The sequence below is a fragment of the uncultured Flavobacterium sp. genome, from assembly GCF_963974175.1.
Classification (GTDB): domain Bacteria; phylum Bacteroidota; class Bacteroidia; order Flavobacteriales; family Flavobacteriaceae; genus Flavobacterium.
Map to the genome: position 1 here is coordinate 1 of NZ_CAXBBR010000015.1, position 22,559 is coordinate 22,559.

Annotated in this window: 17 protein-coding genes and 1 tRNA gene; 8 read left to right on the top strand and 10 right to left on the bottom strand. The window is 34.5% G+C overall.

Translation table 11 applies throughout. The features are described from left to right. Nucleotides 1-2,431 (top strand): T9SS sorting signal type C domain-containing protein (locus tag AAC069_RS16215; protein ID WP_339921487.1); only part of this gene is annotated, 2,431 nt, incomplete at its 5' end. Nucleotides 2,432-2,857: 426 nt separating this feature from the next. After that, nucleotides 2,858-5,464, top strand: coding sequence for a T9SS sorting signal type C domain-containing protein (locus AAC069_RS16220; RefSeq protein ID WP_339921488.1), 2,607 nt, complete (start codon nt 2,858-2,860; stop codon nt 5,462-5,464). A gap of 71 nt (nt 5,465-5,535) precedes the next feature. On the opposite strand, the gene bioB is transcribed toward AAC069_RS16220, so the two are convergent. The 4 genes from bioB to AAC069_RS16240 form a co-directional block, all read right to left on the bottom strand. After that, nucleotides 5,536-6,621: a biotin synthase BioB gene (gene bioB, locus AAC069_RS16225; RefSeq protein ID WP_339921489.1), complete on the bottom strand. Its 1,086-nt coding sequence runs from the start codon at nt 6,619-6,621 to the stop codon at nt 5,536-5,538. Nucleotides 6,622-6,721: 100 nt separating this feature from the next. After that, nucleotides 6,722-7,159, bottom strand: coding sequence for a hypothetical protein (locus AAC069_RS16230; protein WP_091085158.1), 438 nt, complete (start codon nt 7,157-7,159; stop codon nt 6,722-6,724). Nucleotides 7,160-7,264: 105 nt separating this feature from the next. Next, nucleotides 7,265-7,702: a hypothetical protein gene (locus tag AAC069_RS16235; protein WP_339921490.1), complete on the bottom strand. Its 438-nt coding sequence runs from the start codon at nt 7,700-7,702 to the stop codon at nt 7,265-7,267. A gap of 114 nt (nt 7,703-7,816) precedes the next feature. Continuing rightward, complete coding sequence (locus AAC069_RS16240; protein WP_339921491.1) at nt 7,817-8,749, bottom strand: bifunctional riboflavin kinase/FAD synthetase; 933 nt, start codon at nt 8,747-8,749, stop codon at nt 7,817-7,819. A 150-nt stretch (nt 8,750-8,899) separates the two neighbouring features. Between AAC069_RS16240 and AAC069_RS16245 the strand changes: the two genes are divergently transcribed. Continuing rightward, entirely contained in the window at nt 8,900-11,578 is a 2,679-nt protein-coding gene (locus tag AAC069_RS16245) for a reprolysin-like metallopeptidase (RefSeq protein ID WP_339921492.1), read from the top strand. Nucleotides 11,579-11,636: 58 nt separating this feature from the next. Here AAC069_RS16245 and pth read toward each other — a convergent pair whose 3' ends face one another. From pth to AAC069_RS16260, 3 genes are all read right to left on the bottom strand, one after another. Beyond that, nucleotides 11,637-12,311, bottom strand: coding sequence for an aminoacyl-tRNA hydrolase (pth, locus tag AAC069_RS16250; RefSeq protein WP_339921494.1), 675 nt, complete (start codon nt 12,309-12,311; stop codon nt 11,637-11,639). 320 nt (nt 12,312-12,631) lie between these two features. After that, nucleotides 12,632-13,246, bottom strand: coding sequence for a 50S ribosomal protein L25/general stress protein Ctc (locus AAC069_RS16255; protein ID WP_339921495.1), 615 nt, complete (start codon nt 13,244-13,246; stop codon nt 12,632-12,634). 42 nt (nt 13,247-13,288) lie between these two features. Further along, on the bottom strand, nt 13,289-14,230 hold the full coding sequence (locus tag AAC069_RS16260) for a ribose-phosphate pyrophosphokinase (RefSeq protein ID WP_339921496.1): 942 nt from the start codon (nt 14,228-14,230) through the stop codon (nt 13,289-13,291). Between the two features lie 219 nt (nt 14,231-14,449). Between AAC069_RS16260 and AAC069_RS16265 the strand changes: the two genes are divergently transcribed. Then, nucleotides 14,450-14,529 (top strand) — tRNA-Leu (locus tag AAC069_RS16265). Between the two features lie 118 nt (nt 14,530-14,647). Here AAC069_RS16265 and AAC069_RS16270 read toward each other — a convergent pair. Beyond that, entirely contained in the window at nt 14,648-15,520 is an 873-nt protein-coding gene (locus tag AAC069_RS16270; protein WP_339921497.1) for an AraC family transcriptional regulator, read from the bottom strand. 187 nt (nt 15,521-15,707) lie between these two features. Here AAC069_RS16270 and AAC069_RS16275 point away from each other — a divergent pair, with 187 nt between their 5' ends. Continuing rightward, entirely contained in the window at nt 15,708-16,301 is a 594-nt protein-coding gene (locus AAC069_RS16275) for a hypothetical protein (protein WP_339921498.1), read from the top strand. A 54-nt stretch (nt 16,302-16,355) separates the two neighbouring features. On the opposite strand, the gene AAC069_RS16280 is transcribed toward AAC069_RS16275, so the two are convergent. Then, nucleotides 16,356-17,348, bottom strand: coding sequence for a Gfo/Idh/MocA family oxidoreductase (locus AAC069_RS16280; protein WP_339921499.1), 993 nt, complete (start codon nt 17,346-17,348; stop codon nt 16,356-16,358). A gap of 405 nt (nt 17,349-17,753) precedes the next feature. Further along, nucleotides 17,754-18,470 (bottom strand): DsbA family oxidoreductase, encoded by a 717-nt coding sequence (locus AAC069_RS16285; RefSeq protein WP_339921500.1) that lies wholly within the window; start codon nt 18,468-18,470, stop codon nt 17,754-17,756. A 506-nt stretch (nt 18,471-18,976) separates the two neighbouring features. On the opposite strand from AAC069_RS16285, the gene AAC069_RS16290 reads away from it, so the two are divergent. From AAC069_RS16290 to AAC069_RS16300, 3 genes are all read left to right on the top strand, one after another. Then, nucleotides 18,977-19,858 (top strand): hypothetical protein, encoded by an 882-nt coding sequence (locus AAC069_RS16290; protein ID WP_339921501.1) that lies wholly within the window; start codon nt 18,977-18,979, stop codon nt 19,856-19,858. A gap of 40 nt (nt 19,859-19,898) precedes the next feature. After that, nucleotides 19,899-20,948 (top strand): substrate-binding domain-containing protein, encoded by a 1,050-nt coding sequence (locus tag AAC069_RS16295; protein WP_339921502.1) that lies wholly within the window; start codon nt 19,899-19,901, stop codon nt 20,946-20,948. Between the two features lie 75 nt (nt 20,949-21,023). Then, on the top strand, nt 21,024-22,541 hold the full coding sequence (locus AAC069_RS16300) for a sugar ABC transporter ATP-binding protein (RefSeq protein ID WP_339921503.1): 1,518 nt from the start codon (nt 21,024-21,026) through the stop codon (nt 22,539-22,541). Nucleotides 22,542-22,559: the final 18 nt, after the last annotated feature.

The window sequence follows — 22,559 nt, forward strand, 5'->3', positions numbered from 1 at the left end:
AATTACAGCGCCTGCTGCGTTATGTTCTGCGGGCTCATTGAATCCGACAGCGCCAACAGTTACAGCTAATGGATCATTAGTTACAGCTTCGGGTTGGCAATTAGAGACAGGGGTTGGAAGTGGGGCATTTGCAAATTTAACAGTACCTTATACAGTTGCCTTTGTGGATAATGGAAAAAAGATAAGATATTATGCAACGAACGGTTGCGGTACAACAAATGGTAGTCAAGTTGTTATAACAGTTAATAACTCACCCACAGTAGCAGCAATTACTGCACCTGCAACATTATGTTCTGGAGGTTTTTTGAATCCGACAGCACCAACAGTTACAGCTAATGGATCATTAGTTACAGCTTCGGGCTGGGAACTGGAGACAGGAGTTGGAAGCGGGTCATTTGCAAATTTAACAGTGCCTTATACGGTCGTCTTTGCGGATAATGGTAAAAACATTAGATATTATGCAACGAACGGTTGCGGTACAAAAAACAGCAATCAAGTTACTTTAAAAGTAGAAGATGTATTAGCAGCTCCAACACCAGGAACAAAAACGCAACCTAATTGTGTTATTTCAACGGGAAGTGTTGAATTGAGTGGTTTGCCTTCAGGTAGTTGGACTATTAATCCTGGTGGACTAACTGGAAGTGGAAGTACAACAACAATAACAGGATTAGTAGCAGGAAAATATAACTTTACGGTAACAAATAGTACAGGTTGTATATCTGGTGCTACAGGAAATGTAGTAATAAATTCAGCTGTCACAAATACATGGAACGGAACTGTTTGGTCTAACGGAACACCAACTCTGAGTGATAAAATTGTTTTTTCAGGAAATTATCCACCTGCATCAGATCCAAATGTGGATATTGAAGGATGTTCTTGTAAGGTTACAGGAAGTACTACTGTTGTTTTTAAAGCGGGGCTTACGTTAAAAATAACGAATGAGGTAATTGTACAATCTAACGCTACATTAACCTTTGAAAGTGGAGCAAGTTTAGTTCAAATTAATGATACTCCTTCGACTCCTAATTCAGGAGATATTATCTATAAAAGAGAGACATCTCTTATTAGTAATTTTGATTATACTTACTGGTCGTCTCCAGTAGCATCACAAACATTATATAATCTTTCGCCTAATACTCTTGGAGATAAATTTTATTCTTTTGATTCTGGAATAGATAATTGGAGACAAGAAAACTCAGCTAATACAATGGCAATTGGAACTGGTTATATTGTAAGAGGGCCTCAAAATTATTCAGCTCCTACACCTCCTAGTGCTTATTTAGCCAGTTTTATTGGGGTACCAAATAATGGAGTGAAAAATACGGCTATTGGAGTAGCGGGGAATTCTAATTTGATAGGGAATCCCTATCCATCTGCTTTAGATGCCGACTCCTTTTTGACGGCAAATAATGGAGTATTAGAAGGGACTATTTATTTTTGGACTCACAATACAAATATAGGAATTGGTGTATCTAATCCTGGTTCAGGAATCTATGCTTATTCTTCGGATGATTATGCTGCTTATAATTTAACTGGCGGTGTTGCTACTCAAGCGCCAAGTTCCTCAAATGCTGGGGCAGTAAATAGTAATGCTCCTTCAGGAAAAATTGCTTCAGGTCAAGCTTTTTTTGGGACTAGTATTGCATCTGGTAATGCTGTTTTTAAAAATAATATGAGAGTTGGAGTAGGAAGTATAACAGGTGTGAATTCTCAATTTTTTAAAAATGCTTCAAATACGAAAGCAGTTACCACAGTTGAAAAAGATAGATTATGGTTAAATTTATATAACATGCAAGATGCTTTTAAACAAACCTTGGTAGGGTATGTAACTGGAGCTACAAATGAATACGATTCCGCTTTTGACGGAGAAAGCTTTGATTCTAATGAGTTTTTGGATTTCTACAGTATTAATCAAGATAAGAATTTAGTTATTCAGGGAAGAGCGTTGCCGTTTGACCAAGCCGATGAGGTTCCACTAGGATATAGTTCCACTATTGTGGGTGACTTTCAAATTGGGATAGGTCAGGTGGATGGATCATTTGTCGATAAAGATGTTTTTTTAGAGGATAAATTACTTAATACGACACATAATTTAAAAAATTCCCCTTATTTATTTAAAACTGAAAGCGGAGTTTTTAATGATCGTTTCATTATAAAATATACTAATAAAACGTTAGCAACTGATGAATTTGAAGACATAAAATATGGTATCTTAATTTCGAATAAAAACAAAGTAGTATTGATAAAATCTTCAGATGAGCTAATAGATAAAGTATTCGTTTATGATTTTTCAGGAAAGCAACTTTATAAAAAACACAATGTTGATAATTATGAAAATAAGATACTTAATTTAGGGCCTATTGATCAAGCTTTAATTGTAAAAGTAATTTTGCAGAGTGGAAAAACAGTAAATAAAAAAATTGTGTATTAGATTATTAGAATGACAACTTATTTGAAACTCATTATGTATATTCATAATGGGTTTTTTTATACTATGAGAATCAATAAAACAGTATGACTTGGAAGTAAATAGCAACTTCAGATTTTTAAATAATATAAAAACCTATTACTTTAAAGAATGTAATATTGGCTCTTATTTTGGAAATATAAGTCAATTTTCAAGAAATATTTTTTTTAAAAATAAGTGATATAATTATGGCTAATTTGATTGAAGTGGAAGTTTTTTGGCAATGCTATTATTAACTAAAAAGCTTTAAATTTCCCCGTTATTTTAAGAGAAGTTTAAGGTCTTGTTTAGCAAAAGTAAAATGGTTAACGCATTTATATTTTTTACTATGTTTGTATAGGATAATTTTAAAGGCTAAAAAATTTAATATCCAGATTAAAAACAAATATTATGATAAAAAACTTACTTTTTCTACTCATCTTAATACCCGTTTTTTCTTTTGGGCAATCAGCGAGTAATTATTGTTTTACAGCCAGTGCGGGGACTTATTCCTCGCTTACGGGAGGCACAAACACATCATTAGGCTCAACGGATGATGATGTTCTTTCAAGTGCAGTAACATTGCCCTTTTCATTTGTCTTTGCGGGTACCTCTTATTCTCAAATAAAAGTTTGTAGCAATGGTTGGTTGACTTTTGGAACAACTACTAACACTCATTATTCAAATACATTAGCAAATGCAAATACTATAAATCCTGTATTAATGCCATTATGGGATGATTTAAAAAACTCAGTAACCCCAAGGTATTTAATTAGTGGTGTCTCACCTAACAGAATATTTAAATTAGAATGGAGTCAACAAAAATGGAATTATAACTCTAGTTCCGATGTAATTTCATTTCAAGTTTGGCTGTATGAAAGCACGAACGTTGTTGAATATATTTATAAAAACGGCGTAAGTCCTATTGCTAATGGAAATGGTAGAAATGACACTGCTGGTGCTACAATAGGGGTTTACGATGCTGCAGGAACGTATTTAACTTTAAATAATTCTGGGACAAGCCCAGCCGCACAATCTGGGACTTTCACTACAAATATTTTAACAAAACCTGCAGAGGGACAAATTTATAGATTCACGCCACAAATACCCGCGCCAGTTTCTGCTGTAGGAACAGCAATAAATTGTTCGGGGGCTACTGCGAATTGGTCTGCTGCTGCAGGCGCAACGGGTTATCTATTAGATGTTTCAACGGTAAATACTTTTGCAAGTTTTGTATCTGGTTATAATGGCTTGAATGTTGGTAATGTCGCTGCATACGCTCTTTCGGGTTTAGTAGCAGGTACCACTTATTACTATAGGGTAAGAGCTAATAGTACTTGTACGGTAAATAGTGCCACTCAAAATTTCACAACTTTAGCAGCTACATCAACCATCTGGAATGGAACTGCGTGGTCAAACGGTACACCTACAAATGCTAAAAGAATAGAATTTACGGGGAACTATAGTTCTTCTTCTGATCTAGTGGGTTGTTCCTGTAAAGTTACTTCGGGTAACGTTGTAATCAATAATGGAAATTCAATTTCTTTAACTAATGAGCTTACGATTGCAGGAGGAGCATTAGTATTTGAAAATAGTGGTAATCTTATACAATTAAATAATACTATTGCGAATTCAGGAAATATTACTGTAAAAAGAAATTCATCACCAATTGTTTTGGATGATTTCACCTATTGGTCATCTCCAACAACGGGTACGCAAACTTTATTGAATTTTTCTCCTCTAACACAGGGAGATAAATTTTTTGATTATAATAATTATTGGGTAAGTATTGGTGCTTCTACTAGAGTTTTCTCTGCAGGGATTGGTTATGCGATTCGTGCACCCGAAGGAATAAGCCCAAGTAGTCCTACGGTTAATACTTCCTTTAATTTTGTTGGAGTTCCTAATAATGGAACCATAAATATTCCAGTTACGATTAGAACTTCAGGTCCTGATATTAATACAGGAGAACGTTTGATTGGGAATCCATACCCGTCGGCCATTGATGCAGTTGAATTTATAAATGCTAATTTTATTGGCTACGGTACTATAAATAAAACATTTGGAGGAGAATTGTATTTTTGGACACACAACAATAGAATATCGGCTAATAATTATGCTTCAACAGATTATGCTGTATATAATTTATCCGGAGGGATAGCTGCTGGTGGAGCTTCTGGGACTGGTAATTTAACTGCTCCAAGTCGATACATTACTTCTGGTCAAGGGTTTTTTATAGAAGCTTTTGCAACTGGAAACGTTACTTTTACTAATAATATGAGAGTTGGAGGGAATAATGCTAATTTTTATAAAATGACTTCAACAAAAGAGACGTCAGAAGAATCGAGCAGAATATGGCTTAATCTAACTAACAATACTCAAAATTTTAGTCAGACTCTAGTCGGCTATATTCCAAATGCTACAAATGAATTCAACCCTGGTTATGATAGCCGAGTTTATGATGTTAATCAACCTTTTGCTTTATATAGCTTGTTGGGTAGTGATAAGCTTTCCATTCAAGGAAGAGCTTTACCGTTTATTGATACGGATTTAGTTCCTTTAGGATATGCTGTAAATTCAGTAGGAAATGCTACTATTACAATAGATCATGTTGATGGATTATTTTTTGCGGGCCAAAAAATTTATCTTGAAGATAAGTTGTTAAACGTGGTTCATGATATAAAAGCCACTCCATATAATTTTAGTACATCTGCAGGTACCTTTAATGATCGTTTTGTTTTGCGTTATACCAATAAATCATTAGGTATAAAAGATTTTAATACATTAAACAATCAAGTTCTAGTGTCTATTAAAAATAAACAACTGAAAGTGTCTTCTACAATTGAATTAATTGATGAAATAACTATTTTTGAAATAACTGGAAAAGAGGTTTTCCAGAAAAAAAATGTAGACTCACAAGAATTGATGATTTTAAATATGAAGCCTAGTCAACATTTGTTATTGGTTAAAGTAATGCTTCAAAACGGAGAGGTTGTGATTAAAAAGGCGATTAATTAAACACTCAATTATTTCTACAAAAAAAACCATCTTGAAAATCAAGATGGTTTTTTTATATAAAAAGAAAAAGCTTATTTTCCTTTAGACGATGCTTCAAGGTTTTTCTCAATAGTGTGACCTGGACGCGACCATTTAGGTTTTTCACCAAGTGGAGCAAACTGAGAGTCCTCTGCTTCAACTGTTGCTGGTTGAGAAACTTTAGTAAATGGTTTTTGAGGATTCAAGCCTAGCATTTCAAACATTTTCATGTCTTCATTTACATCAGGATTTGGAGTAGTCAATAATTTGTCTCCTGCAAAAATAGAATTTGCACCAGCAAAAAAGCACATCGCCTGACCTTCGCGACTCATATTCATTCTTCCAGCTGATAAACGCACTTGAGTTTCAGGCATGATAATTCGGGTTGTAGCTACCATTCGTATCATTTCCCAAATTTCAACTGGTTTTTCTTCTTCCATTGGAGTTCCTTCAACGGGAACTAAAGCGTTAATAGGCACAGATTCCGGCTGAGGGTTCAAAGTTGAAAGAGCAACTAGCATTCCCGCTCTGTCTGCAATACTTTCCCCCATTCCTATTATCCCACCACTACAAACTGTAACATTCGTTTTACGAACATTCTCTATTGTTTGTAAACGGTCTTCAAATCCACGAGTTGAAATGACTTCTTTATAGTATTCTTCTGAGGTATCTAAATTGTGATTGTAAGCATATAAACCAGCTTCTGCTAAACGATGGGCTTGGTTTTCAGTAATCATTCCAAGTGTACAACAAACTTCCATTTCTAGTTTATTGATCGTACGAACCATTTCCAAGACTTGATCAAATTCAGGACCGTCTTTTACATTTCTCCAAGCTGCTCCCATACAAACTCTTGAAGAACCACTTTCTTTAGCTCTTAAAGCTTGCGCTTTTACTTGGTTTACTGACATTAGATCATTCCCTTCAACTGAAGTGTGGTACCTTGCTGCTTGAGGGCAGTAACCACAATCTTCTGGACAACCACCAGTTTTGATAGACAATAAAGTGGACACCTGAACCACGTTTGGATCGTGATGTTCTCTATGGATGGAGGCTGCTTCATAAAGCAAATCCATCATCGGTTTATTATATATTGCAATAATTTCTTCTTTTGTCCAATTGTGTTTAGTAGTGGTCATAGATGCGATTTTTTGATGGCTCAAAAGTAGTCAAATTGTTCTAAAGAAGTAATGCAATATACTTTAAATAGGCAGCGGTAGATTGTTTTAGAATTTAAAGTTAGTCAGAAGTTAGCCGGTTGTTCCAATATAGCATTAGCAGCATTGTAACAATCACTGAAGATGCTATTCCTTCAAAGAGTAGAGAAATAGAATAAGCAAAAATTGAAGGGTTTCCCCCAAAAAGGAATGTTTCTGAAAGCGATTGAACATAAGAATCACCACCTTGCAAATAACTATAAATTATTAGTCCTAGAATACTTAAAAACACACCGACTAGCGAAGTCAGTAGTGCGGCAACGCTATTAGGGACGAAATTTTTTTCGCCTTCAGCTAGATTCATTTTAATAGTTCTGTTAACACCATAAAAGACAAAAAACACATTAATTAGGCGCAAATAGAACAGATGACCTAAACCTACAGCATTCATTAGTAAAAAAAAGACTCCAGTTGCAGCAAAAATAATACAACCATTCAAAAATTCTTTTGGTAATTTCATGTTGTCAGCTGTTAAAAATAAAGATCAGTGATACTAAAATTTTGTTTGTGGTCCCTTTCTTTAGACTCCATAAAGTGAGATGGCATTGTTGATTTATATCTGCCGTTAGTCAGCTGGATATTTTTCTTTCCAGTAGAGCATTAATGAAAAAGTTACAATCAAAGCAGAAACAATTCCTTCAATTAGCAATGTTATAGTATAGGTCACTGCAGTGGGCGTTCCTACAAATAGAAAGGTTTCTGATAAATTTTGAATATAGCTGTCACCTCCTTTTGCATAGATATATGCTAACAGTCCAGCGATGCTTAAAAAAATACCTATTATTGAGGTTAGAAATGCAGAAATAGCATTATGGGAAAAAAGGTTTTTCCCTTCCAGGAAATTTGATTTTAAAGTTTTGTTTGCTCCATAATAGACGAAAACAATATTAAGCAACCTTAGGTAATACAAATTAGAAAGATTTAATACCTCCATCAATAAGAAATAAAGGCCTATCCCGATAAAAATAATAATTCCGTTGTATAGTTCTTTTGGTAGTTTCATATCCTTGGTTTTAAAAAGTTCAAAATTACTTCTTTGACAAACAGGGCAGTACATATCAAATTTACGTAAAATCTTGCTATATTTAATGAAAAGTACTAATAAATTTTTTATTAATTATCCAAGTTCACTCAGGTAAGCCATTGCAGTATTTTTATCTTTCTCCAATTGTTTAGTCAGTAAATCAATGGAATCAAATTTTTGCTCAGGGCGGAGGTGTTTAAGGACTGAGATTGTTAATTTTTGATCGTACAAATCGGCATCGAAATCTAAAAAATGGATTTCAATCGATAATTTTTCCCCAGATACGGTAGGGTTGAATCCAATGTTCATCATTCCAAAAACAGTTTTTTGATTGATGATACTTTTAACTACATAGACGCCATTAAGTGGAATCAGCTTGTAATCTTCTTTTATTTTTATGTTTGCTGTAGGGAATCCAATAGTTCGTCCCAGTTGTTTTCCTTTAAAAACAGTTCCAGTCAAGAAATAGTCATAGCCTAAGTATGCGTTTGCTAGAGCCATATCTCCGCTTAATAGGGCTTTCCTTATTTTTGTAGAGCTTACAGAAAGGTCATTTATTTCTTGCACAGATATTTGTTCAACTTCAAATCCATATTTTTTTCCAAAGCCAATTAGATCATCAATATTTGCTGTTCGATTTCTCCCAAATCTGTGATCATGACCAATGATGATTTTATGGATGTCAAATTGATTTACCAAAACAGTCTGTACGAAATCTTCGGCAGTTAATTTAGAGAAAGCTTCATCAAAAGGATGTATAACAAGATTTTGAATCCCTATCATTTCCAATAAATGAATTTTTTCCTCAATCGTGTTTAGTAACTTGATTTCTGATTGCTCCTGTAAAACCATTCGAGGATGAGGAAAGAAAGTAAGAACAAGACTTTCGTATTTGTCGTTTGCAGTATTGTCTATAACTCTTTCCAGAATTTTTTGATGTCCTATATGGACACCGTCAAAAGTACCTAATGTAAGAATCGTTTTTTTTGTGGTGCTGAAATCTTTTATAGAATGAAAAATCTTCAATGGAATTATTTTATGGTTATGCAAATTTATACTATCTATTTTAAATGTGACAGTATCAAGAATCGATTTTTAAGAAAAATCTAAAAATAAGGAAATTATCTAAAATTAAATTTAAATACTTTATTTTTGAAACATTAATATTATTTAACCATGAAAAAAACTGCTCTAATCCTATTAATTTTTGTGTGGTGTTTGCCAATCCACGCTCAAAATGAATCGCCCTGGAAAAAGGTAGGTCAAAGAACTGTGTCAAGTGGTGCAAAAAATAGTGGTAAATCTAATTCAGCTAAACAATTATTGTTTCAATTAGACGCGGATGAATTAAAAAAAGAATTGGTTTTAACTGAAAATAGTACTTCAAAAAGAAGCGGAGTCGAAATCACAATTCCAAATGTAAGCGGGGTTTTAGAAAAATTTTGGGTTTGGGAGTCTTCTAATTTCGAGCCAGAACTTCAAGCTAAATATCCTGATATTAAAGGGTACGCAGGTGTTGGAATTACAGATCCCAATGCTTCAATTAATTTTAGTTTGTCGCCAAAAGGTATTCAAACTATGATTCTGCGGGCTGATAGTGGTTCAGAGTTTATAGAGGCTGATCAGGTGGATTCTTCTTTATATGTTGTTTTTTCTTCTAAGGATAGAAACAGAGGAAGTTTACCATTTGTTTGCAAAACGGATGATGTTGCTTTAAACAAGCAGTTATTAAGTAAAACGGCTAAGACAACTGCTAATAACAAAAGTTTTAAAACATTACGATTGGCGTTGTCCTGTACTGGGGAATATGCAGCCTATCATGGAGGGACTAAAGCCAAAGCTCTTGCTGCGATGAACGCTACTCTGACAAGAGTAAATGGTATATTTAATAAAGATTTGGCGGTTAAATTGATTCTTATCACGAATAATGACCTGATAATATATACTAATGCCGTTACGGACCCTTATTCAGATGCTACAGCTGGAGCGGGTGGCGCTTGGAGTCAGGAGTTGCAGGATAATTTAACTACTGTTATTACAAATGGGGGTTATGATATTGGGCATTTGTTTGGTGCTACAGGTGGCGGTGGAAATGCAGGATGTATCGGTTGCGTATGTGTAAACCCCACAACGGCGAATCCTATAGGGAAGGGAAGTGCATATACCTCTCCTGGAGATGGCATCCCGCAAGGAGATGCTTTTGATATTGATTTTGTTGTACACGAAATCGGACATCAATTAGGTGCAAATCACACATTTTCTTATGAATTAGAAGGTACGGGTGTAAATGTGGAGCCCGGAAGTGGTTCAACAATCATGGGGTATGCTGGTATTACGTCTGATTATGATGTTCAAGCCGCCTCTGATGATTATTTTGCATATGCCAGTATTTTACAAATTCAAACTAATCTTGCGACAAAAACGTGTCCTGTAAGTACAACTATTAGTAATAATCCTCCAGCGATAAATGCGGGTATAGATTATGTTATTCCTAATGGGACGGCATTTATTTTAAAAGGAACGGGATCAGATCCAGAAGGGGATACTATCAGCTATACCTGGGAGCAAAATGATAGTGCAATAACGACTAGTGGTAGTAATAGTATAGCCGTTTCTACAAAACCTGACGGCCCGTTGTTTCGATCTTTGTATCCAGGAGTTAGTCCTATAAGGTACATGCCATTGTATAGTAACGTGTTGTCGAATAAATTGACCAGTAAATGGGAGTCTGTTTCAACTGTGGCCAGAACGCTTCATTTTGTGCTGACTGGAAGGGATAATGCAGCACAAGGTACTGCTCAAACAAATTCAGACGAAATGATTGTAAATGTGAGTGGAATAGTAGGTCCATTTGCTGTTACATCCCAAAACACTGATAATTTAAGCTGGATTCAAGGGACTTCACAAACGATAACTTGGAGTGTAAATGGTTCCAATGCGTTAGTAGGTTCATCTAGCGTTAACATAAAGCTTTCTGTTGATGGAGGTTTGACATTTCTTACCACACTGGCTTCAGTTACGCTAAATGACGGTTCTGAAGTAATTACCGTTCCAAATATTGTTGCAAAGAACTGCAGGATTTTAATAGAGCCGGTAGCTAATATTTATTATGCAGTAAACAGTACCGCTTTTGCGATAGGATATTCCGTTGTATCTGGCTGTAATACGTATGCATTTACAGCTCCCTTTACTATTCCGGAGCAAGCAGCTTATACAACAAGAGTTATAAATGTTCCTTCTACGAGTGCTTCTGTGGCTGATGTAGATTTTAACGTAGGTTTTACCCATACTTATTTGTCAGATGTAGAGATGGAAATCGTTAGTCCGCAAGGTACAACGGTAAAGTTGTTTGATAGAAGCTGTGCAAGTACAAATAGTACGTTGTTACTGAAATACGATGATTTGGGGGGAGATATTGTTTGTGGTACAACCACTTTGCAAAATGTTGCTCCTTTTCAGCCATTAGCAGCTTTTAACGGGGAAAATCCATCGGGGAATTGGACGTTTAGAATTCGGGACGCTTATACGGGGGATAAGGGGACATTGAACTCTGCTTCTATTACTATTTGTACAAAGTCATACACATTGTCAGCAGAAGATTTTAAAATTGATGACTTTGTCTTGTATCCAAATCCGAATAAGGGAAATTTTACTATTCAATTTACGAGTCAATCTGAAACTGGAGTAAAAGTTTTGGTTCACGACTTGTTAGGAAGGAAGTTGTTTGATAAAAACTATGAGAGTAATAGTGACTTCAATAAAAACATTCAGTTGCAGCAATTGCAAAGAGGGATTTATTTGTTAACTGTTATTGACGGTGATCGAAAAGAAGTTAAGAAACTAGTGATCGAATAGGTTTATATAGGATCGAAAATAAAAAAAAGGGAAACGTGTAATCATGTTTCCCTTTTTTTTATTTTCCATTAAATGTGGTCATTGTATTTTCTAGACCTGCGGTTCCAAATGATTTGATAATTTCATATGCTGTTTCTAATCGTTCTGGAAGAGCAGTTTTCTCAGCGTCGTCCCAGTCTCCAAGGACGTAATCGATTTGTTTTCCTTTTTTGAATTCATCACTAATTCCAAAACGGAATCTCGTATATTGATTGGTATTAAGGATTAGATTAATGTTTTTTAAGCCGTTATGACCTCCGTCACTTCCTTTTGGCTTGATGCGAATCGTTCCAAAAGACAGATTTAAATCATCAGTAATGGCCATGATGTTTTCAAGGGGAATGTTTTCCTTGTCCATCCAGTATTGCACCGCTTTTCCGCTTAAGTTCATGTAGGTGTTTGGCTTTAAAAGAAAAAAGGTTCTTCCTTTAAATTTGTACTCTGCAAGTGCTCCAAGTTTCACGGTTTGAAAGGAAAGTTGTTCTTTTTTGGCAAAATGATCCAATATTTTGAATCCAATGTTGTGGCGTGTATTGACATATTCAGCGCCTATGTTTCCTAGTCCTACTATTAAAAATTTATTACTCACGCTTTCTATATTGTTTTTTTGGTGTTCGTGAACCTCCGGTTTCATACAATCGGTCTGGTCTTCTTTTTGTTTTGATGAAAATATATCTGATATCCATTTAAGCATGATGCAAAAGTAAACTTAATTAGATAATTTGTCAATTAGATAATTAGATAATTTAGTGGAGTAGGCTGAAGGAGTTTTCTAAGGATGGAAAAACGTTGTAAAATAGACCCGATAGTAGTGAAAATCCTTTTTGTTTGCCTTTTTGGCGGACAAAAAGATTGAAGCAAATAGCGGGACAACTAATGTGGAAAGTAGTTGCTTGTTCTCCTAATTCTGAAAAAGGGTAGGAGAGATGAAGTTGGTAATGGGAAATGAGTTCAGATTAAATAAAAAAAGCACCAGTTTTACAACTGATGCTTTTAAATATGAGTGAAAAAATATTATTTTTTCTTTCCTTTTGCAGGAGCTCCTTTTGCTGCTTTTGCTGCTTCTTGAGCTGCTTTCATCGCTGCACGAGAAATTCTTACTTGAGCAACAACAGTGTTGTCTTGGTGAACTAATTTGTATTTGTCAGAAACAAGTTTCGTAACGTACAATTTGTTCCCCATCATAAGTGGAGTAATGTCAGCTTCAATAAAATCAGGAAGATTTTTTGGTAAAGCTTTTACTTTAAGTTTACGAGTGTTCAAACGTAAAACACCACCTGCAAGAACACCTTTAGATGTACCTACAACTTTCACAGGAACTTCCATAGTGATTTCTTTGTCATCAAATAATTGAAAGAAGTCAATATGTAAAATTTTGTCAGACACAGGGTGAACCTGAATGTCTTGTAGAATTGCATTGAATGATTTTCCATTTTCCAATTCAATCACAACTGTGTGAGCGTTTGGAGTGTAAACCAAGCTTTTGAATGCTTTTTCTTCTGCTGAAAAATGTACTGGTTGATCTCCTCCGTATAACACGCAAGGAACCGCTCCAGCATTACGTAAGGCTTTAGTCGCAACTTTTCCCACGCTTTCTCTTTCTGATCCTTTAATTGTAATCGATTTCATTGTAAAAATTATATAGTTATTAAATATTCTACTTGTTTGTAGTTACATGATAAACTTTCCGCTGATGGAATTATTATGATGTACCATGTGCATAACTTCGGCAAAAAGTGGGGCACAACTCAACACTCTTATTTTTTTTGATTCTTTCTTTAACGGAATAGAATCGGTAACTATCAATTCTAATAGTTGAGATTTCTCTATTTTTTCGTAGGCATCTCCTGATAAGATAGCGTGAGTACAAATTGCTCTTACGCTCAATGCCCCTTTTTCCATCATTAAATCAGCGGCTTTCGCCAAAGTTCCTCCGGTATCAATCATGTCATCTACTAAGATTACATTTTTACCTCTAACTTCACCAATCAATTCCATGGTTCCAATAACGTTTGCAGCTTTTCTTTGTTTGTAACAAATAACTACATCTGATTCTAAAAATTTAGAATAAGCGTACGCTCTTTTTGAACCTCCCATATCTGGGGAAGCAATCGTCAAGTTGTCAAGTCCTAAGCTTTTTACATATGGTAAAAAGATAGTTGAGGCAAAAAGGTGATCAACTGGCTTTTCAAAGAACCCTTGAATTTGATCTGCATGCAAATCCATTGTCATTACTCTAGTTGCTCCAGCAGTTTCTAATAATTTTGCTGTTAGTTTTGCTCCTATCGGAACTCTAGGCTTGTCTTTTCTATCTTGTCTTGCCCAACCGAAGTAAGGTATTACAGCTGTAATATGTCTTGCTGAAGCACGTTTTGCAGCATCAATCATAAGTAGCAATTCCATCAGATTGTCTGAATTTGGAAAGGTAGAACAAACAATAAATACACGTAACCCTCTGATAGACTCTTCGTAAGAAGGCTGAAACTCCCCGTCGCTGTATTTTGACATGGTAACTTTACCTAATGGAATTCCGTATTCTGCGGAAATCTTTTCAGCTAGATAGACACTTTGTGAACAAGCAAAAATTTTAGCTTCTGGTTCTTGGTGTGACATTTAATTTGTTGTTTTGTAGTTAGTTAGTGTGTCCCGTTTTACGGAGGTGCAAATTTATGAAATTTATTCAACTCTGAAAGAAAAATTTTAAGTATTTTTAGTAGAATTTTTAATATTATTTTTTACATTTGCACCGTGTTAAAGGAATCGATGGTTGATTTTATTACAATCTCCTCTTTTATTGCGTTGAAATAACTATTGTTATTTCATGTCTGCTAAGCCCGGATGGCGGAATTGGTAGACGCGCTGGTCTCAAACACCTGTGGGAAACCGTGCCGGTTCGACTCCGGCTCCGGGTACATAAAAACCGCTTCGAAAGAAGCGGTTTTTTTAGTTTTATACTATAATGAATGCTTAGCCTTTCTTAAAAATACATACTTTAAGGTATTGCTATGTGGTTGATAAACAGGGGTTTTTTTATTCCAAAAATGATTTTAACTCTTGGCGGTATTGGTAAGGACTTTTTCCGGTGAACTCTTTAAACGATTTGTTAAAATGACCAAAGTTGTTAAATCCACTTTCATAAGAGATTTCAGAAATGCTGATTGGTTTCTCTGCTAATAGTTTTGAAGCATGAACTAATCTATAGTCATTGACGAATTTTGTAAATGTTTTATTGGTTATCTTTTTAAAATACCTACAAAAAGAAGGGACGGTCATGGCTACTAACGCTGAAATTACTTCTAAGCTAATGTTTTCCTGAAAATGATCCTTGACATAATTATAGACTACATTCATTCGGTCATTATCTTGCATTTGCATTTCCATCAAAAATCCTTCTGCATTCAAAATCACGCTGTCTTTCGATAGTTCTAATTCGTTTAATATGGATAATATGCTTAGTAGTCGCTGTAGTTGGGTTTGTTCATTTAATACTTCAATTCTTTCTCCTATTAATTTTTTTGTTTTTCCAGTAAACGAAATACCTTGTTTGGCTTGATTGAACAAGTTTTTAATATTTGTCATTTCGGAAATTTCAAAAAAAGCACTTCCCAAAAAGTCTGGTTTCATTTGTATAATGGTTTCATTTTTGTTTCCGGTCTCTTCATCGGTAAAGCCGCAATGAGGTAAATTACTTCCTATAAGTATTAGGTCGCCATCGTTGTAATAAGAAACATGGCTACCTACTTGTCGTTTTCCAGAACCACCGTTAATATAAACTAATTCTATTTCTGGGTGATAATGCCAGTGGTTGGTATGTATGTTAGCCTTTTCTTCATGATTGGATATAGAGAATGAGCTTCCAAAAGAAGGAACTATGATTTCTAAGTTGGGTACTATAGGTCTCATATTCTATGTTGTTTATGTTTTGTGCAAATTTAGTCAATCGTTGCGAATTTGTCATCTTTTTTAACCTTTATCGATTTCGTAAAAGGTAAAATACCGTATAATCATGAAAAATCTGCATTATATTCAATGAAATGGATGGTGTAGATTTGTAATAGTTAAAAGGATTATAAATCTAAAAACTTTAATTATGAAAAAGATTTTAAAATTTGGTTTAGTATTGGTCTTAGTGTTAACAGCTATGAATGTACAAGCCGCAGAGGTGGATTTTTCGCTAAATGTGAAAAAAGGGCAAGGAAAGATGGTGACTTTTGCTTTAGACAAGATGGATAATATTGAATTGTCTATTTATGATGTGAACAAAGTGTTGATTCACTCAGAAAAGGTTAAGTTAAAAGGAAGTATTAACAGAACATATGATTTGAACAGTTTGCCAGATGGCACTTATTTTCTAGAAGCAGAATCTGAGTTGAAAATAGCGAGATATAAAATTGCTGTCGTTGGAGAAACAGCTACTTTAGAGGAAGCTGCAGTATCTGTAGTTTACAAACCTGTATTTATAAACGATAATGGATTGGTTTCGTTGAGTGTTTTTAATAATGAGAAAAAACCTGTTACGATTAAAATTTACAATGAAGACGAAGTTGAATTGTTCAATGAAACAACTAGCGAAGAGTATGTTGGGAAGTTTTTTGATATTAAAATGTTTCCAAATGACAAGTTTACTTTTGAGGTGTCTTATGGGAGTAACATTTTGGTAAAAACGGTTTCAGCGAAAGAATAGATAAATTATTTTTTAGATAAAAAGCAGCTCAATTACTTGAGCTGCTTTTTTTTGTTACACCTTAGCTGTAATTTGATCCATCACCCAGCTGGTGTGTGAGGCTGTTTTACCATTTGAAGGGTGTGGAGTATTTCCTAATAGTTGTTCTTTAATTGCTTGTACATGATGAAATTGTACGTTTTCTGGATGCTCGATAAAGAGCTCTGATTTTCCATCTTTATTTGAAAGTGTTATGGGATGTTCGTCAAAAATAGAAAATTCAATTTTACCTGTACTTCCATAGATGGTCACCTTATCTTCTCTAGTGAAACACCCAAAGTTCCAGCTTCCTGATCCAGTTATTCCCTTTTCATGAAGCCAGCAAGCCGTAGTAGCATCTTTGGCTGAATACAATCCTTGTTGGTTAAGGCTAATTCCTGAAGCTTCTTTAATGTCTCCTAATAGATACGTGAACAAATCCAAGCCATGACTCGCTAAGTCATCAAAATAACCGGCAGTAGCCACTTTTGAATCGGTACGCCAGTTATAATCTGCTGATAGATCTTGTTCAGATGCGGGTTTGCTCAGGTGCCAAGTGATATGTCTGACTTCGCCAATGCTGTTTGTGTCTAGCCAATCTTTTATTTGTACAAAGCGGGGTAAAGTTCTTCTGTAATAAGCAACAAAAAGCGGAAGGTCTTTATCTCTAAAAGCTTCATATATGGCATTGCTGTCTTCGTAGCTTGGAGTTAATGGTTTTTCGATACAACATATTTTACCTGCTTCGGCTACTTTTAGTCCGTATAATTTATGGGTGTCAGGCGGAGTAGCAATATAAATGGCATCAATTTCAGCATCGTTGATCAATGCATCTGCGTCAGTATAATATTTTTCTATTCCGTGTCTTTTAGCGTAATCTTGTGCTTTGTCTTGGTCTCTTCTCATCACTGCGGCGATCTCAAATCCGGCTGTTTTTTGATAAGCGGGTCCGCTTTTTTTCTCGGTGACGTTACCACAACCTAATATTCCCCAACGAACAGTAGCAGTTTCTTTATTTATATCGGACATCGTATTTTTTAATTAGTTTTTGACCCCAATACTTTTTATAAAGGGCTAAAGTAAAAATAAGAGGCCGTTTTAAATCTAATTAGAAACAGCCTCTAGTGTTTATTTGACATTCATATATTTGAATTTATTCCACATAGAGCTTTAGCAACAATGCTACTAGTGATAGTCCAATGATGATTAGGAAAAAGCCGCCAATATAGTAGTAAAGAATTTTCTTTTGTTCTTTAGACGTTTTGTTACTTTTTATTCTTTTTGAATGCCTTTTCCGTTTCATAAATGAGCTTTTAAAACGCTAAATTTTTGGTGCTAAGCTAAATTTTAGTAAAGCAACAAAAAAGGATTAGGTTTTTCAATACCCACTTTTAGTGATATTTTATAAGTTTAAATATGATTTGTGTCGAATATTTAATCACAGCCATCAATGCCACAACTATTTCCATCATTCGTTTCTATCATAGTAACTTTTGATTTAAAATCACCCTCTTCCCACACTTTTTCTAGTGTTTTCACGAATGTTTCCACGTGTTGAGCGCCCGAAACTGCATATTTATTATCGAAAACAAAGAATGGAACTCCTTGAACACCTATGTTTTGTGCCATTTCGATGTCTTCTTTTACGGCTGTTGCGTAGGTGTCAGAATGCAATACGGTTTCAATTTCTATCCCATCAATTCCAACCTGGATTCCTAGATTAGTCAAGGTTTCTAGATCGTTTATATTTTGGCCATCTGTTAAGTAGGCTTTGAACAACAGTTCCTCTAATTCATTTGACTTATTATGCTTCTTAGCCAAGTGTAAAAGTCGGTGTGCATTGAAAGAATTGGCCATAATCGCTTTTTCAAAATGGAAGTCCAATCCTGAGTTTTTAGCATTTTGTGTCATACTGTCCATCATTTCCTGTGCCCACTTTTTGTCTTTTCGGTATTTTTCGGCAAGATGTTCTGCCATATTATCATTTTTAGATGCTATAAAATTAGCATCAAGTTGGAAGCTTTTCCATTCAATTTCTACATTTTCTGCATGCGGGAATTGCTCCAATGCTCCTTCAATTCTTCGTTTTCCGATATAGCAATAAGGACACATGATGTCCGACCAAATTTGTATTTTAAGTGTATTTTCCATTTTCTTTTTCATGTTTGTATATACAAATTTACTAAAGTGTTTTTGGAAACTAGTGGAGTTTAGGATTTAATTGGGATTTGGTTTTGTATTTCAAATTGTATTTCAGGCTTTTTTTCGGATTCTTTTCATTTGGGTGAGTTTAATAGAGGTTGTGAACTATTGAAGTTGCTGTGGGGATTTTTTCTTGATTTTTTTTGCGAATTCGATGGCTTTTTTTATCATCAAAGAGTCGTATTTGTGTATACAGCTATATCGTAATAGTTTAATTTTCCTACTTTTTAGTTTTAATAAGCGTATTTATTACGTGATAAATAATTAGCACTGATACCTTGAATTATATGATATAATGGTATAAATAGTTCTTTTTAATTGCGTTAATTGTTTTTTTAAAGTATTTATTTTTGAGATATGTCAAATTTAATTATATCTTTGTTTTGATCAAACGTATAAAATACGTTTTATAAAAAAACAACCAAACAACCTAAATTAACAAGATTAAATTAATTATGAAACAAGTATTCAAAATCACATCAGTTTTAACGGGAGTTAAACTGAGGAAAAAATTAACGTTACAAGTATTGGCTTTAGGGATGCTTCTTGGAGCAAATGCTATTCAAGCACAAGGCGAAAGAGTCAAGAGAGTTAATGATACGATTAAGGTTGAGGATAACTATCAACCTTTTACTTTCGGGCTTCATTTGAAAAACATGCACTTGTGGCATGGGTTTGTTGTAACTCCTGGCCCAATGGTAGCTACTAATTTGGAGTATAACACTCGAGACAAGAAGTTTACTTTTGGTTTTTGGGGTGGAGCTGGAACGGCTTCAGATGTTACAAATAAAACAGGACAAAAAGTAAGTGCTGATTATAAAGAATTTTCAATCTATACAGTATATCGTTTCACAGACAAATTTTTTATCGAAGCAGTTACTCATAATAACTACACTGGTGTAGAAGAAAGAGGAGATGTGTTACACTATTGGAGTTATGACAAAAAACAAGGATATAATTTTGTAGATTTAAACTTCGGATACCAAGTTACAAAAAACACTTCTTTGTATTTGGCAACAATATTGAAAGGTGGTTCTGGAGATTATGAAGTACAAGCAGACGGTTCTTTGAGAGATTCTTACACACATTATTTAGAAGTTAAAAGTAAAGTGTGGGAAAAAGGAGGAAACAGTCTATCGCTTTTTGCAGGTGGTGCTTGGTCTTTTGTTAACGACAAAACATTTTATACTGAAGGTAAAGGAAATATAATCAATGTTGGAGCAACACTTTCTAAAAAAGTAAATATCGGAAACGTAGTTTTGCCAGTTGATGTTACTGCGATGTGGAATCCAGAAAAAGAGAAAACAGTTTTACAAGTTGACATAAAATTATTTTAATAGAAACAAAAATATAAATTAACAATCTAAACTAAAAAGTATGAAAACATTATTAAAGAAAATGGTTAAGCCACTATTGATGTTGGCAATTGTAGCAAGTGCAACAAGCTGTATCGAAAAAGATAAAAATGCTAATGGAGATTCAGCAGCAACTGAAGTAATAGGTACTAAAATAGAAAGTGCAAAGGATTTAAAAGGAATGAAAATTGGATATTGTACGCCTTCTTTAGACGCTCCTTATTATCAAGCTCTTTTGACAAGCATAAAAGAAACTACCGAAGCAAACGGAATGGAGTTTTTGTCTGCAGATGGTCAAGGAGATATTAGTAAGCAAATTGCTGCTTGCGAAGATTTGATTACCAAAGGTGTTGATGCTTTATTATTAAACCCAAAAGATCCAGACGCATTGGTAGAAGTAACCAAAGTAGCTAATAAAGCTGGAATTCCAGTATTCATTATCGACAGTTCTATTAACCCTGCTGCAGAATTTGTAACTACAATTCAATCGAACAATTTAGCAAACGGTGAATTAGCTGGAGAATGGGCAGCTAAAAAATTCGGATCTAAAAAAATGACTATCGCGTTGTTGAGTGGTAATGCTGGTAACCCAGTAGGTAGAACGCGTAAACAAGGTTTGTTACAAGGTATTACTGAGGAGCAATTAAGAACTTTAGGATATATCAACCTTAATGTGGTAACACAAGCGTACACAGATTGGACTTATGCTGGTGGTCAAAAAGCAATGGAAGATGTATTGGTAGCTCACCCAGATGTGAATGTTGTTATTACAGAATCTGATGTTTGTGTATTAGGAGCGATTAAAGCGATTGCAAAAGCAGGAAAAACAAAGGACATCTTGATTGTTGCTGGTGCAGATGGTCAAAAAGAAGCGATCAAATACATTATGGATACTGATTGGTACGGTTGTACTGCAATGAACAGCCCAGTTCAAATTGGAAAAAATTCAGTAGAAGCTGCAATTCAGTATATCAATGGTAAAAGAGATTTTGCTAAAATATCATTTACTGCACCATTGTTAATTACAAAAGAAAACGCTGCTAAATATTACAACCCAAAAGCATTGTTTTAATCTAATAAAAACCCATTGGGTGTAATTAATAGTTTTTATTAATTACATCTAATGGGCTAATATAACTTCAGTAGTATGGAAAATATAAAAAGTGAATACCGAGTTGAGATGACTGGAATAACCAAAAGTTTTGGTGTTGTTTCTGTTCTTGAAGGAGTTAATTTAAAAGTTAAACATGGCGAAATCCATGCTTTACTCGGGGAAAATGGAGCAGGAAAATCTACTTTAGTTAAAATTCTGAGTGGGGTACATCAAAAAGATGAAGGAAAAATTTTGCTAAATGGCAAAGAAATTAATCCAAAAAACACCCATGAAGGTCAAGTATTAGGAATTAGTGTTGTGTATCAAGAATTATCATTAGTTAATGATTTATCAGTAGCCGAAAATATTTATTTGCACAAATTGGGAGCAAGTAAATTTTGGATGAATTGGAAAAAAATCACCAAAGACGCTCAAGAATTAATCGATTCATTGGGATTTGTAATTGATGCATCAGCGATTGTTAGAGATTTAAGTATTGTTCAAAAACAAGTAGTTGAGATTGCGAAAGCATTGTCTGAAGATACCAAAGTATTGATTTTAGATGAGCCAACAACTGTTTTTGACCCACATGATGCACAAAAATTATTTACAAACCTTCTGAGGTTGAAAAATGAAGGAATGTCTATCATTTACATATCACATCATTTAGATGAAATATTTAAGATTGCAGATAGCATTACAGTACTCAAAGATGGAATTGATACCGGTAGTATGCCTACCAAAGACATTAACAAGGACAATGTTATTAAATTAATGATTGGTCGTGAGTTGGATGATTTATTCCCAATTCGTGATGCAATAGTAAATAACACTCCTGTTTTTGAAGTCAGAAATTTATACGGTAGTGACGGTTTTGTAAAGGATATTTCTTTCTCTGTACTTCCAGGGGAAGTTGTTGGAATTGCAGGTTTGGGAGGAAGTGGAAGAACAGAAATGGCAAAACTTATTTTTGGTGCCGATAAAAAGAAATCAGGAACCTTAATTCTTAATGGAAAAGTGATTAAGACCGATTCCCCTTTTGATGCCGTTAAACATGAAATAGGGTTTGTGTCCGAAGATAGAAAGGAAGAAGGAGTGTTTTTACCACTTTCGATTAGACGTAATATAAGTATCACTAGTTTTAAACCTATTTCTGATAAGTTTGGCTTTATAAATTATCAAAAAGAATGTGATAATGTAAGTGCTTTAATTGCAAAGCTGAATATTAAAACGCCAAGTAGTGAAATGAATGTAAATAATTTATCTGGTGGAAACCAACAAAAAGTCGCTTTAGCAAAATGGTTAAGTATTGACAGTAAGCTTATTATTATTGACGAACCAACAAGAGGTGTAGATGTTGGTGCCAAAATAGAAATTTATCACCTCATAAATGAAGTTGCAAAAAAAGGAGTTGGTGTTATTGTTATTTCTTCAGATATGCCGGAGATTATGGGAATTGCAGATCGAATTCTAGTCATGTACAAAGGAACTATATTTGGAGAATTGCCAAAAGAAAAATTCACTGAAGAAAATATCTTAAGATATTCCATTGGCGAAGAATTAAAAGCATAAACACTAATAACATTAAAT

Excerpts from the sequence above, each read along its gene's own strand:
- AAC069_RS16260 (WP_339921496.1), bottom strand. The coding sequence starts at position 14,230 with ATGTCACACCAAGAACCAGAAGCTAAAATTTTTGCTTGTTCACAAAGT.
- AAC069_RS16255 (WP_339921495.1), bottom strand. The coding sequence starts at position 13,246 with ATGAAATCGATTACAATTAAAGGATCAGAAAGAGAAAGCGTGGGAAAA.
- AAC069_RS16285 (WP_339921500.1), bottom strand. The coding sequence starts at position 18,470 with ATGGAAAATACACTTAAAATACAAATTTGGTCGGACATCATGTGTCCT.
- AAC069_RS16245 (WP_339921492.1), top strand. The coding sequence starts at position 8,900 with ATGAAAAAAACTGCTCTAATCCTATTAATTTTTGTGTGGTGTTTGCCA.
- AAC069_RS16295 (WP_339921502.1), top strand. The coding sequence starts at position 19,899 with ATGAAAACATTATTAAAGAAAATGGTTAAGCCACTATTGATGTTGGCA.
- AAC069_RS16290 (WP_339921501.1), top strand. The coding sequence starts at position 18,977 with ATGAAACAAGTATTCAAAATCACATCAGTTTTAACGGGAGTTAAACTG.
- AAC069_RS16280 (WP_339921499.1), bottom strand. The coding sequence starts at position 17,348 with ATGTCCGATATAAATAAAGAAACTGCTACTGTTCGTTGGGGAATATTA.
- bioB (WP_339921489.1), bottom strand. The coding sequence starts at position 6,621 with ATGACCACTACTAAACACAATTGGACAAAAGAAGAAATTATTGCAATA.
- AAC069_RS16230 (WP_091085158.1), bottom strand. The coding sequence starts at position 7,159 with ATGAAATTACCAAAAGAATTTTTGAATGGTTGTATTATTTTTGCTGCA.
- AAC069_RS16275 (WP_339921498.1), top strand. The coding sequence starts at position 15,708 with ATGAAAAAGATTTTAAAATTTGGTTTAGTATTGGTCTTAGTGTTAACA.
- AAC069_RS16270 (WP_339921497.1), bottom strand. The coding sequence starts at position 15,520 with ATGAGACCTATAGTACCCAACTTAGAAATCATAGTTCCTTCTTTTGGA.
- AAC069_RS16300 (WP_339921503.1), top strand. The coding sequence starts at position 21,024 with ATGGAAAATATAAAAAGTGAATACCGAGTTGAGATGACTGGAATAACC.
- pth (WP_339921494.1), bottom strand. The coding sequence starts at position 12,311 with ATGCTTAAATGGATATCAGATATATTTTCATCAAAACAAAAAGAAGAC.
- AAC069_RS16235 (WP_339921490.1), bottom strand. The coding sequence starts at position 7,702 with ATGAAACTACCAAAAGAACTATACAACGGAATTATTATTTTTATCGGG.
- AAC069_RS16220 (WP_339921488.1), top strand. The coding sequence starts at position 2,858 with ATGATAAAAAACTTACTTTTTCTACTCATCTTAATACCCGTTTTTTCT.